This window comes from Caldimonas sp., from assembly GCF_046291045.1.
Taxonomy (GTDB): Bacteria; Pseudomonadota; Gammaproteobacteria; order Burkholderiales; family Burkholderiaceae_C; genus Caldimonas.
Genome location: NZ_JBKBSL010000008.1, coordinates 1 through 12,024 on the forward strand (window position 1 = coordinate 1; position 12,024 = coordinate 12,024).

At 66.8% G+C, this 12,024-nt stretch carries 9 protein-coding genes; all 9 read right to left on the bottom strand.

Translation table 11 applies throughout. The annotated features are described in order from the left end of the window. Nucleotides 1–1,262, bottom strand: a 1,262-nt coding sequence (locus ACK4ZD_RS04260) for an FCSD flavin-binding domain-containing protein (protein ID WP_409659125.1), incomplete at its 3' end; no start/stop codon positions are given. An 11-nt stretch (nt 1,263–1,273) separates the two neighbouring features. Then, the gene (locus ACK4ZD_RS04265; RefSeq protein ID WP_409659127.1) at nt 1,274–1,588 is read right to left on the bottom strand and encodes a c-type cytochrome; all 315 of its coding nucleotides are present in this window, start codon (nt 1,586–1,588) and stop codon (nt 1,274–1,276) included. Nucleotides 1,589–1,615: 27 nt separating this feature from the next. Then, a complete protein-coding gene (locus ACK4ZD_RS04270) occupies nt 1,616–3,565 on the bottom strand; it encodes a M48 family metallopeptidase (RefSeq protein ID WP_409659129.1) in 1,950 nt (649 codons plus the stop codon). Nucleotides 3,566–3,594: 29 nt separating this feature from the next. Beyond that, nucleotides 3,595–4,188, bottom strand: a complete 594-nt coding sequence (locus ACK4ZD_RS04275) for a LemA family protein (RefSeq protein ID WP_409659131.1) — start codon at nt 4,186–4,188, stop codon at nt 3,595–3,597. 147 nt (nt 4,189–4,335) lie between these two features. Beyond that, nucleotides 4,336–5,058: a 7-cyano-7-deazaguanine synthase QueC gene (gene queC / locus ACK4ZD_RS04280; RefSeq protein ID WP_409659133.1), complete on the bottom strand. Its 723-nt coding sequence runs from the start codon at nt 5,056–5,058 to the stop codon at nt 4,336–4,338. 51 nt (nt 5,059–5,109) lie between these two features. Continuing rightward, nucleotides 5,110–6,948 carry an ATP-dependent nuclease gene (locus ACK4ZD_RS04285; RefSeq protein ID WP_409659135.1) on the bottom strand — a complete coding sequence of 613 codons (1,839 nt, stop codon included), beginning with the start codon at nt 6,946–6,948 and terminating at the stop codon, nt 5,110–5,112. Nucleotides 6,949–7,027: 79 nt separating this feature from the next. Next, nucleotides 7,028–8,308 carry a glutamate-5-semialdehyde dehydrogenase gene (locus ACK4ZD_RS04290; protein WP_409659137.1) on the bottom strand — a complete coding sequence of 427 codons (1,281 nt, stop codon included), beginning with the start codon at nt 8,306–8,308 and terminating at the stop codon, nt 7,028–7,030. Between the two features lie 39 nt (nt 8,309–8,347). Beyond that, a complete protein-coding gene (locus tag ACK4ZD_RS04295; protein ID WP_409659138.1) occupies nt 8,348–9,322 on the bottom strand; it encodes an AEC family transporter in 975 nt (324 codons plus the stop codon). Further along, on the bottom strand, nt 9,319–11,916 hold the full coding sequence (locus ACK4ZD_RS04300; RefSeq protein WP_409659139.1) for a DNA topoisomerase III: 2,598 nt from the start codon (nt 11,914–11,916) through the stop codon (nt 9,319–9,321). The genes ACK4ZD_RS04295 and ACK4ZD_RS04300 overlap by 4 nt, the downstream gene beginning before the upstream one ends. Nucleotides 11,917–12,024: the final 108 nt, after the last annotated feature.

The window sequence follows — 12,024 nt, forward strand, 5'->3', positions numbered from 1 at the left end:
TCGGCCCAGATGTTCTGCGCCCAGTTCCAGGCGTAGATGCCTTCGAGTTCGGTGGGCCCGGTGGACACGCCGCCCGAGCCGGCCACGGTCTTGAAAGTCTTCTCGGCCGCCACGTACTCGTGCACGCTGGCCACGTGGATGACGTTCTTGCCGTCCACGAAGCTATAGCAGGTGTTGGTGAGCATGGGGGCGGGGTTGACCGGCCAGCCGCGCAGCTCGGCCACGATGGCCGCCGCTGCCACCTTGGCATGCGAATTGGCCATGTGGCCGCTCTTGGGCATCAGCGGGGCGGTCTGGATGGCATCGCCCAGCACGTGGATGTCCTTGACCGCGGTGGACTCGAAGTTGAGGAAGTTCACCAGGCACCAGCGCGCATTCGCATTGGCCAGGCCGGTGTCCACGGCGATCGTGCCGGCGCGCATCGTGGGCAGCACGTTGAGCACGTCGGCCTTCACGTCGTCGTTGACCTCGAACTTGATCGTGCGGGTCCTGGCGTCCACCGCCACCGCCTTGTGTTGCGGACGGTACTCGATGATGCCCTTGTACTGCTCGGCCCAGATCTTCTTGAACAGCGGGCCCTTGGAGGTCACGTCGGGGTTGGCGTCGAGCAGCAGCACCTTGGAGCGCGGTTTGGCGCGCTTGAAATAGTCGGCCACCAGGCACACCCGCTCATAGGGCCCGGGCGGGCAGCGGTAGGGCGCCTCGGGCACGGTCATCGCGAAGACGCCGCCATCGGGCATGGCCTCGAGCTGGCGGCGCAGCGCCACGGTCTCGGGGCCGGCCTTCCAGGCCTGCAGGATCTGGCCCGCGTCGTGGGCGGCCTTCAGGCCCTGGATGCTGTCGAACATCAGGTCGATGCCCGGCGAGAGGATGAGCTTGTCGTAGGCGATGGTGGGACCGGAGGCCAGCACCGCCACCTTCTTCGCCGGATCGACGCGGGCCACCGTGTCGCGCACCAGGCGCACGCCGTGGCGGCGCACGAGGTTGTCGTAAGGGGTGGTGATCTCGGCCATCGTGCGGTGGCCGCCCAGCACCAGGTTGGAGATGGGGCAGGACACGAAGGCGCCGTTGGGCTCGACCAGCACGACCTCGATCTGGTAGTCGGACAGCAGGCGCACGTACTTGGCCGCCGTGGCGCCGCCGTAGCCGCCGCCCACCACCAGCACGCGGGCCTTGGACGGCACGCCGGTGGTCGCGCAGGCGCTCAGGCCGAGCACGCCCGCGGCGGCGGCGCCTTGCAGGAAGGAACGTCGTTGCAACATCGCGGGCCTCCTCACTTCTTCTGCGCGGCAAAGTAGGCCGCAATCTGTTGGATCTGCTCGTCGCTGTAGCCCTTGGCGAGCTGGTGCATCACCGTGGCCGTGCGCGTGCCGGCCTTGAAGGCCTTCATCTGCTCGACGATGTAGACCTGCGGCATGCCGGCCAGCGTGGGCACCTGCGAGCCCTGCACCGCACGGCCGTCGGTGCCGTGGCAGTTGGCGCAGGTGGCCGCGAGGCTACGCACGTACAGGGCCTGCGCATCCTGCGCGGCCGCACCGCCGGCGGCCATGCAGGCCAGCGCCGCGGCAATCAAGGGTTTCGGGCTCATCGTGCTTGCTCCTTCTCGTTGTTCCCATCAAGTCACTTCGATGTACTGGTCGGCCAGCGCCTGCGGCAGCGGCACGCCCAGCAACACGGCAGCCAGCCTCAAGGCGTCGGCCGCTTCGTCCGCCAAACGCGCAGTCCCGGCCTGACGCACCGCCGCATCGACCCAAGCCCGCAACAGCACCGGCCGCTGCATGGCCGAGAGCTGCGCGAGCCGCGCCCAGGCATGGGCCACCGCGTCGGCGTCGGGCGCCACCCACATGGGCACGGCCTGGGAAGTCCACAGCCCCTCCATCACCACGAGGTACCACGCCGGTGGTTGGCCGCTCGCACAGGCGGACGCAGCGACCATTCTCGCCAGAAAGGCGGTGGCCGTGGTCACGTCTTTAGCCAGATGCGCAATATCGTTATCACCCGCAGGCGGAGGAAGTCGTTGCGCGGCCCCGCTGAGCAGATGGCGCATCACCAGCCAGCGCAGGCGGTCCATGGGGCTGACCTGGCCGTCGGCCTTCATGATGCGGCGTGCCGCCTCCACCAGGCTCCGACGCTCGGCCAACGGGGCCTTGGCACTGCGACGCAGCATCGCCTCCCACACCGGCAGCCGCGTGGCATGGGTGAGATGGGCAAGCTCGGCGCGCACGGCCGCAGCCACGGTCAGCCCGGCGGTCTCTTCGGCCCAAGCCTGCCATTCGCGCTCCTGCCCGGGCGTGACCAGCAGCCCCAGCACCGCGGCGCGGCGCTCGCCCGGGCCCTGCCAGCGCGCGATGCGGGCCAGGGCCTCACGTTCACGCTGGGCGGCGCCGGCCAGGGCCGGGGCCTGCATGGCATCGTGGCGCGAGGCGTCGGACCCCTCGCCCGCGGCCGGAGTCTCGACGGGCAGCACGAGATCCACCGCGCCGTCGCCGCCGTCCGCGCCGGCCGCAGCGTCTGTGCCGATGGGCACCAGACCGGCCATCGGCTGAGTGAGCGGGGCGTCATCGTCCTCGGGCGGCAGCACGCGCGCAGCCAGGGGCACCACCTCGAAACCGTAGATGCGGCGGATGCGCTCGGCCAGCGGCGGGTGGGTGGCGAACAGATCCCAGCGCACACGCGAGACGAAGAACAAGTGCGACAAGCTCTCGGCCTGGGCCTGGTGGATGCGGTCGCTGCCGCGCCAGGCCTGGTCGGCGACCTTGCGCAACGCCCCGCCGATGCCCTCGGTGCTGCGCGTGTACTTCACCGCCGAGGCATCGGCCAGGAACTCGCGCTGGCGCGACACCGCGGCCTTGAGCACGCGCCCGGCGATCCAGCCCAGTGCCCCCACGACGATCAGGGCCAGACCGAACAGGACGGCCGCCCCGCGCCGACCCCGATCATCGGGCTCCACCAGCGAGCGGCCGAAGTTGTAGATCATCTGTAAACCCCACACCAGGCCGATCAGGCGCATGTTGAGCCGGGTGTCGCCGTGGAAGATGTGGCTGAACTCATGGGCCACGACGCCTTGCAGCTCGTCGCGTGTGAGCCGCTCCAGCGCCCCGCGGGTGACGGCAATGACCGCATCGTCGCGGTTCCAGCCCGCGGCGAAGGCATTGATGGCCTCCTCGCGTTGCAGCACGTAGACCGCCGGTGGCCTCATGCCCGCTGCCAGGGCCACCTCGTCGACCACGTTGCGCAGGCGCTTTTCGTACAGATCACCCACCCGGCCCTCGGGCGGATCGATGGGCGTGCCGCCGGCCAGGCGGGCCACATGGGCGCCGCCCTCACGCAGGCGCAGCATCTCGAACCAGCAGCCCCCCAGCACGAACAGCAGGGTCAGCGCGGTGTTGGTCTCGAAAAACAGGTGTGGAAAGCCCTGCATCCAGGGAAAGCTCAGCCGGTAGATCAACGCCAGGGCGCCGTTGATGGTCAGCACCAGCAGCACCAGCACGAGAGCGAACAGCCACAGCAGGCGCCGCGAGGCGGCCTGCGCCGCCTCCTGGTGTTCGCGAAAGCGCATCGCCATGGGGTCAGCGCCTCAGGGCGGGAACCCGTTCAGAACTGGACACGCAGTGTCTTGCGTTCCTCGTCGCTGGCGGTGGACTGCAACATGCCCGCCTCCTTGAAGCCGAAGATCCGGGCGATGAGGTTGGTGGGAAACTGCTGCGCGGCGTTGTTGTAGTCCAGCGCAGCATCGTTGAAGGCTTGGCGCGCGAAAGCCACCCGGTTCTCCGTGCTGGTGAGTTCCTCGGACAGCTCGCGCAGGGTCTGATCGGCCTTGAGCTCGGGGTAGTTCTCCACCACCGCCATCAGGCGCGCGAGCGTGCCTTCCAGGGCCTGCTCGGCCACGGCCAAGGCACCGACCGATCCGGCGCTGGTGGGTCGCACGCGCACGTGCTCGGCTGCGGTGCGGGCTTGGTTGCGCGCGGCGATCACGGCCTCGAGGGTCTCGCGCTCGTGGGCGATGTACTTGCGCGCCGTCTCGACCAAGTTGGGGATGAGGTCGTAGCGCCGCTTGAGCTGCACGTCGATCTGGGCAAAGGCATTGCCGATGGCGTTGCGCAGCCGCACCAGCCGGTTGTAGGCCCCGACGGCCCAGAACACCAGCACGGCGACGACCACCCAGCCAAGGATTTGTGTCGTGCTCATCCGCAACCCCCCAAGGCCTGACTTGACCCCCGCGACTCTACTACGACCCCGCCGCACAGGGCGCGATGATGGCGCCGACACGGATCCCGGCGCCTGCGCCACGCTCACGGCCCATGGAGCCGCCACGCCTCAGCCCTGCGTTGCGTCTCAAGCCAATGCAGCGGCAGGCGAGCCCGCGGCATACTCGGCGTGCCCGCGTGCGCGCAGCTCGCAGGCCGGGCAGTGCCCGCAGCCCCAGCCCCACCGATGGCGCAGCACCCGCTCGCCCAGGTAGCAGGTGTGGGTGTGCTCGATGATCAGATCGACCAGCGCCACACCGCCCAGCCGCTCGGCCAGGGTCCAGGTCTGCGCCTTGTTGAGCCACATCAGCGGCGTCTCGACCGTCATCGGCGTGTCCATGCCGAGGCTGAGCGCCACTTGCAGGGCCTTGAGGGTGTTGTCGCGGCAATCGGGGTAGCCGGAGTAGTCGGTTTCGCACATGCCCCCCACCAGCACGCTGGCACCGCGGCGGTAGGCCAGCGTGGCGGCGAAGGTCAGGAAGAGCAGGTTGCGGCCGGGCACGAAGGTATTGGGCAGGCCGTTGGCCTGCATCTCGATGGCCCGTGCCTCGGTGAGCGCGGTGTCGCTGATCTGACCCAGCAGTTGGAGGTCGAGCACATGGTCGTCGCCCAGGCGGTCGGCCCAGGCCGGGAAAGCCCGGCGCAGTTCGTCGCGCATGGTGTGGCGACAATCCAGTTCGACACGGTGACGCTGGCCGTAGTCGAAGCCGATCGTCTCGACGCGCTGGAATCGCGACAGCGCCCAGGCCAGGCAGACGGTGGAGTCCTGGCCCCCGCTGAAGAGGACCAGGGCGGTGCGGGGGGCGGTCATGGATGGATAGTAGAGGCTTTCGTCTGATCAGGGGAGCACAACGAAGGCTCTCTAGTCGAAGTTCCCTTCGTTTTCGCGGTCCGCTTGCGTCACCTGTTCACCGTGCGGCTGCGCCGCACGAAACAGTTCCGCCAGCAAGTCAAGCTTTCCACGTATCTCGTCCTCCGCCGCAGCCGTGAGTTCAGCAAGCGGGACCAAACGATGCAATTCGCCCTTACTCAGAAGCATTGGTACGCCAAGCCTCTGCGCCAGCTCTCGAAAGAACGCCTCGGCGATCTCACTCAGTTTGCGTCTCTCTGTCTTTGCCTCCCACACCAGCCGAGCAGCCTCGCTGGGCAACTCACACCATGCACGGTAGTCCACCTCGCTGCCGTCGAAAACATCTCTTGTCAGCACGGCGCCGAGCGCTTCATCCACAACCGCATAGGTCTGCGAGGCAAACAGGTCATCGGCCGGATACTGCTGGATTGCATAGCGTCGCAAAAGATCCGGCGTGATGAAGTAGTTCTCTGTCTCATAGCGGCGCCAGTAGCGAATCTTCAGTGCGCCTTCATCGCGATCCTGGCGATTCCGCCCGTCGTTGTCCAGAATGGCCAAGCCCTTCAACCCAGGTAGCAGATTGCGCAAGCCGCTGAAGTGCTCGCGTGGCGTCACACCGAAGCCTCCCTCGACGCGCTCCAGTTCCGCATCCGCATCTTGCTGTGGGTAGTTGTTTTGCACGTAAAACGTGTTGATACGTTCGTCCCAGATTGCCGCTGCGGGATGCCCCAGGCGATCGGCCAGCGCCCGCAACATAGTGACGTCCGTTCCGCCCTCCACGTACAAAACGTAGCCCCGTTCGCGAGCCTTCACGTAGTGCTCGGCGCCAAAGTGCTTGAGCGCGTTGCGGATGTCCTGCTTCTTGGCCAAATCATCTGCCTGACCTTCCAGGAGAAGGGTCAAATTGTTGTCAAGAGCCTCGTCAAGGATCACCTCCGAATGCGTCACCATCACCACCTGGGATCCGTTCTCCGTGGCGATATCGCGCAGCAAGACGTAGACCTGCTTCTGGCGCAGGATCTCCAAGTGAGCGTCGGGCTCATCCACCAGGAGCACACTGCGCTTGTGCGAGTAGAGGTATGCGAACACGAGCAGCATCTGCAACATGCCTCTCCCCGCCGATGAGATGTCCAGCGCCTCCTTGACGCCCGGCTGGCGGTAGGCCAGCATGATGCTGCCGCGAGTAGTTTCTTCAGGGACGCTCAGATCCACATTGAAGAGCCGCTTCATCAGGCCAACGATTCGCTTCCAGTCGTCGGACGAGGCCTTGGCGACGGTCAAGCACAGGTTGCGCAGCACATCTGCGGTGCGCCCCTGCCCCAAGAGTACGTCGACGCGGCCAGGCTGCAAGATAGGCTCCTCCGTGTCCAACCCGGACATCGGGTAAAGCAACTCTACGTTCAACTTCGCGGCATAGGCGATCAATTCCATGTCTGTGATCACCGACTCGTCAGGCGTGCAATACACCAACTCGTCGCCTTGGTTACGGAAGCGCATGGGCAGCGGACGCACCTGCCCCTTGAACGCGACGCCTACGGTGATGACCAGAGGGATATCCTTGTTGCCTTTGCGGACCTGGGTGTTATGCCAGAAGAACCGGGTGCGCTGCACTGGCACTGCAACGATGTTGAGACGGTTCATCGAAGTGGCAGTACGCTCTTTCCCCGCAGAATCGTGCCTGGCGTCGAACCAAGCCTGCACCGCCTGGGCCCACAAAGCCAGCGCCTGGATGGCACTCGTCTTGCCACAGTTATTCGGACCGATAAGAACCGTCGGGTGATCCAGTTCGATCCGCTGGCGAGAACCGAACCGCTTGAAATTCTCGATTTCTAGGTAATGCAGCAAGCGCATGCTCGTGCCCCTCGCTTCTCTCGTTCTCGTTGGGTTGCGACCGACAACGATCCGAACACAGACGCAGGCCGAGAGGCAGTCAGCCGCGGGTCTCGCCTTGCCCTAGAACGATGTACTTGAGCGACGTCAGCCCCTCCAGCCCCACCGGTCCGCGGGCGTGGAACTTGTCGGTGGAGATGCCGATCTCGGCGCCCAGGCCGTACTCGAAGCCGTCGGCAAAGCGCGTGCTGGCGTTGACCATCACGCTGGCCGAATCGACTTCGCGCAGAAAGCGCATCGCGTTGGGGTGGTGCTCGGTGAGGATGGCGTCGGTGTGGTGCGAGCCGTAGCGGTTGATGTGGGCGATGGCCTCGTCCACGTCTTTCACCAGCTTGATGCTGATGATGGGCGCCAGGTATTCCTCGGCCCAGTCCTGCTCGGTGGCATCCGCGAGCTTCGCGCCCGGGACGGCCGCCAGAAGCGCCTTGGCGCCAGCGTCGCAGCGCATCTCCACCCCCTTGGCGGCAAAGATCGCGCCGATACGGGGCAGAAAGGCCGGGGCGATAGCCTCGTGCACCAGCAGCGATTCGGCCGCGTTGCAGGGGCTGTATTTCTGTGTTTTCGCGTTGTCGGTGACGGTGACGGCCAGGTCGAGATCGGCCGACGCATCGACGAAGACGTGACAGTTGCCGTCCAGGTGCTTGATCACCGGCACCGTGGCCTCGCGGCTGATGCGCTCGATCAGCGACTTGCCGCCGCGTGGGATGATGACGTCCACGTACTCGGGCATCGCGATCAGCCGGCCCACGGCCTCGCGGTCGGTGGTCTCGATGAGTTGCACACCCTCGGGGGGCAGGCCGGCCGCCTGCAGGGCCTGCTGCACGAGCTTCCACAGCGCCAGATTAGAGTGCAGGGCCTCGGAACCGCCGCGCAGCAAGCAAGCATTGCCGCTCTTGATGCCCAGCGAGGCCGCCTCGATGGTGACGTTGGGACGGCTCTCATAGATCATGCCGAACACACCGATGGGCACGCGCATCTGGCCCACCGTGATGCCGGTGGGGCGGCGGCGCAGGTTGATCATCTCGCCCACCGGGTCAGGCAACGCGGCCACCTGCTCGCAGTTCTCGGCCATCTGCGCGACGACCTTGTCGCTGATGCGCAGGCGATCGACCATCGGCGCGGCCAAGCCGCGGGCTTCGGCAGCCGTCAGATCCTTGGCGTTCTCGGCCTGCAGGCGCGGGCCGTGTTCGCGGATCAGCGCGGCCAGGCGGCGCAGCGCGTCGTTCTTGGCGGCCGTGGAGGCCGCGGCCATGCGCGTGGCGGCCGCACGGGCGGCGGCGCCCACATGGGCCATGTAAGCCTGGAGGTCGGTGGCGGTCATGCCCGGAATTGTCGCAAATCCGGGCCCCGGCCGCTCAGATCACAGCCGCGACACCAGGGTCAGCCACAGCGGCGCCGTGAGCACGAAGACCAGGGTGGACAGCACCACCGTGGCCGTGGTCTCGGCCTCCTGGCTGCGGTAGCGCTGCGAGAACATCAGCGCATTGGTGCCCGAGGGCAGTCCCGCGCACATCACGATCACCGTGAGCGGCAGGCCCGACAGCCCGAACACGAAGTACCCCATGGCCAGCACCAGGGCCGGCTGGGCCACGAGCTTGGCCGCCGTGAGCCAGCCGGCGCCGCGCAGCGAGCCCTGCAGGCCGTAGTGGGCCAGCGACATGCCGATGGCCACCAGGCACACCGGCACCACGGCCTGGCCCAGCATCGACAGGATCTCGTCGGCCGCGGGTGGAATCGGCAGGCCGGCGACGTTCCAGCCCATGCCCGCGAGCACCGGCAGCACCACCGGGTGGATCAGGGTGTTGCGCACCGTGAGCTTGAGCGTGGTGGCCAAGCGGGGCCGACCGGCCTCGGTGCGCGAGGCGGCGCGCGCCAGATCGAGCTCCACCAGCACCGTGAGCAGGCTCAGCAGGATCAGCGCATGCAGGCTGACGATGGCCAGGTGGATGGACAGGCCGGCCTCGCCGAACAGCGCCATCGCGATCGGGATGCCCAGCTGCACCGTGTTGCTGAAGGTGGCGGTGATGGCCCGCACGCTGGGCTCGGCCGGAGAGCCTTCGGCCGGACGGCTCTGCCGGCGCCGCCACCCATAGATGCCCAGCAGCAAGCCCACCACCGGCACGAAATAGGCCACGATCACCGCCCAGGGCAAGGAGGCGAAGTCGATGCGCGCCGTGGTGCGGAACAGCAGTGCCGGCGCGAACAGGTAGAAGGCGGCGTTCGACAGCGCCCGCGCCGTCTCGCCCCCGCCGAAGAACTTCGCCCGTCCGGCCAGCCAGCCGATCGTGACGACGGTGAAGATGGCCAGCAGCTTGAGGAAGACGGCGGGAGTCATTCCTTGGCGGCCACCTTCTTCGCAGCGGCCTTCTTGGCGGCCGGCGCCTTGGCCGCGCGCGGCTCGAACTCGAAGCCGACCTTGCCTTCCTTGTGGTCCCAGACCAGGAAGGCCTTGAACTTACGGCGCGTCTTGTTGGAGACGAAGTTCTCCAGCAGGTCGGTCTTGCCGGTGGCCAGCAGCTTGCTCATCTGCTCGCGTGCCACCGGTTGCTGCAGGATGATCTTGCCGCTCTTGAAGTCGCAGGTGATGTGCGAGCCCACCGCGTGTTCGCAGACATAGCTGGTGCCATGCTCGTAGACACGGCCTTTGCACTTGGGGCAGGCCCCCAGCGACTCCTGGCCGCTGAAGTCCACCGGCTCGCCGTCCTCGGCCTTCTTGGCGTCGTCGCCAAAGTCGAACTCGAGCTTGTAGTTGCGGATGTCCTCGTCGTAGGCCAGCTTGAGTTCGGCCGAAAACGGCCAGCCCGCCTTGGATCGGAAGCCCTCCAGCGGGCCGATCTTCTTGTGGGCCAAGAACTGCTCGACCTCGTGCAGCTCGAAGCTGCGCCCGCCCGGAATCTTGCTGATCGAAAAGCCGCAGCCCTCCTCGTCCCCGGTTTTGCCGGTGCAGGTGAAACGACGGTAGTTCTCTTTGACCACACCGCCGCAGTTGGGGCATGGGGTCTTGAGCGTGGCGTAGTCGCCAGGAATGGTGTCGCGGTCGTATTCCTTGGCTTTTTGCACGATGCGCTGGGTCATCGCGGCGATCTCGGCCATGAAGGTGTCGCGCGAGAGTTTGCCCTTTTCCATCTGTGCGAGCTGGAACTCCCAGTTGCCGGTGAGCTCGGGCTTGGTGAGGTCTTCCACGTCCAGACCGCGCAGCAGCGTCATGAGCTGAAAGGCCTTGGCGGTGGGAACGAGCTCGCGCCCCTCACGCACGATGTACTTTTCTTGGATCAGGCCCTCGATGATGGCCGCCCGCGTGGCCGGCGTGCCCAGGCCTTTGTCCTGCATCGCGGCCTTGAGTTCCTCGTCGTCCACCAGCTTGCCCGCGCCTTCCATGGCCGACAGCAGCGTCGCTTCGGTGTAGCGCGCCGGCGGGCGGGTCTTGGTGGCATGGATCGCCACGTCCTCGGTGCGCACGGTCTCGCCCGGCGCGACCGCCACGAGGCTGGCGTCGTCTTCCTGGGCCTCCTTGCCGTACACGGCCAGCCAGCCCGGCTTGACCAGCACCTTGCCGTTGGTCTGGAAGCTGTGGGACTGGCCCTTGGCCTTCACCGTGGTGATGCGCGTGGTGACCAGGTACTCGGCGGCGGGGTAGAACACAGCCAGGAAGCGCTTGACCACCATGTCGTACAGCTTCGCCTCGGCCTCCGTGAGGCTCTTGGGCGCCTGCAGCGTGGGGATGATGGCAAAGTGGTCCGAGACCTTGGTGTTGTCGAACACCCGCTTGTTGGGCTTGATGTAGCCCTCCCGTATCGCCGTGGCCGCATGCGGCGCCAGCTCGCGCAAGGGGCCGGGCAGATCCTCGCCGGCGATCATCTCCATCGTCTTCTTGACCACGCCGAGGTAGTCTTCGGGCAGGGCACGCGAGTCGGTCCGCGGGTAGGTCAGCACCTTGTGCTTTTCGTACAGGGCCTGGGCAAGCGCGAGCGTGGTCTTGGCCGAAAACCCCAAGCGCGAGTTGGCCTCGCGCTGCAGCGTGGTCAGGTCGTAGAGCAGCGGGCTGCTCTGGGTGCTGGGCTTGGCCTCCTCGGTGACGGTGCCGGCCTGGCCACGCACCGCCTCGGCAATGGCCTGGGCTTGGGCGGCCGTCCACAGCCGGTCGGCACGCAGCTCGGGGTCGGTCTCGTTTTTCTTCCAAGCCGGGTCGAACCACTTGCCTTCGTAGGTGCCGGCCTGGGCACCGAAGGTGGCGCGCACCTCCCAGTAGTCGCGCGGCACGAACTTGCGGATCTTCTCCTCGCGCTCGACCACGATGGACAGCGTGGGCGTCTGCACCCGGCCCACGGTGGTGAGGAAAAAGCCACCGTCGCGTGAATTGAAGGCCGTCATCGCGCGCGTGCCGTTGATGCCCACGAGCCAGTCGGCCTCGCTGCGACTGCGCGCGGCTTCCGACAGGCCGCGCATCTCCTCGTCACTGCGCAGCCGTTCGAAGCCCTCGCGGATGGCCTGGGGCGTCATGCTCTGCAACCACAGGCGCCGGATGGGCTTGTGCAGCCCCCCCTTGGCCGGGGTGGCGTACTGCACGATGAGGCGGAAGATCAGCTCGCCCTCACGTCCCGCGTCGCAGGCATTGATGAGTTCGGTGACGTCCTTGCGGCGGATGAGCTTGACCAGGGCATTGAGCCGGCCCTTGCTCTTGTCGATGGGATGGAGATCAAAGTGCGGAGGGATCACCGGCAGGTGGGCGAAGCTCCACTTGCCGCGCTTGACGTCGTATTCCTCGGGCGCCTTGATCTCGACCAGGTGGCCCACGGCGGAACTGACGATGTAGTGCTCGTTCTCGAAGTACTCGTCATGCTTATCGAACTTGCCGCTCGAGGGCGTGAGCGCGCGCACGATGTCCTGTGCGACGGACGGCTTCTCGGCGATGACCAGGGCTTTGCTCATGGATCTCGGTTGGGTCAGGAAGGGTGGGACACCGGGACGCCGCGCCCGCGCGGCCGGGCGGCCCCTACAATGCCGCTGCCTCGCGCGTGCGCGCACGCACGCGCGCGC

What these genes read in the sequence shown, in the direction of transcription:
- queC (WP_409659133.1), bottom strand. Translation starts at nt 5,058, where the DNA reads ATGACCGCCCCCCGCACCGCCCTGGTCCTCTTCAGCGGGGGCCAGGAC.
- ACK4ZD_RS04290 (WP_409659137.1), bottom strand. Translation starts at nt 8,308, where the DNA reads ATGACCGCCACCGACCTCCAGGCTTACATGGCCCATGTGGGCGCCGCC.
- ACK4ZD_RS04295 (WP_409659138.1), bottom strand. Translation starts at nt 9,322, where the DNA reads ATGACTCCCGCCGTCTTCCTCAAGCTGCTGGCCATCTTCACCGTCGTC.
- ACK4ZD_RS04270 (WP_409659129.1), bottom strand. Translation starts at nt 3,565, where the DNA reads ATGGCGATGCGCTTTCGCGAACACCAGGAGGCGGCGCAGGCCGCCTCG.
- ACK4ZD_RS04265 (WP_409659127.1), bottom strand. Translation starts at nt 1,588, where the DNA reads ATGAGCCCGAAACCCTTGATTGCCGCGGCGCTGGCCTGCATGGCCGCC.
- ACK4ZD_RS04275 (WP_409659131.1), bottom strand. Translation starts at nt 4,188, where the DNA reads ATGAGCACGACACAAATCCTTGGCTGGGTGGTCGTCGCCGTGCTGGTG.
- ACK4ZD_RS04300 (WP_409659139.1), bottom strand. Translation starts at nt 11,916, where the DNA reads ATGAGCAAAGCCCTGGTCATCGCCGAGAAGCCGTCCGTCGCACAGGAC.
- ACK4ZD_RS04285 (WP_409659135.1), bottom strand. Translation starts at nt 6,948, where the DNA reads ATGCGCTTGCTGCATTACCTAGAAATCGAGAATTTCAAGCGGTTCGGT.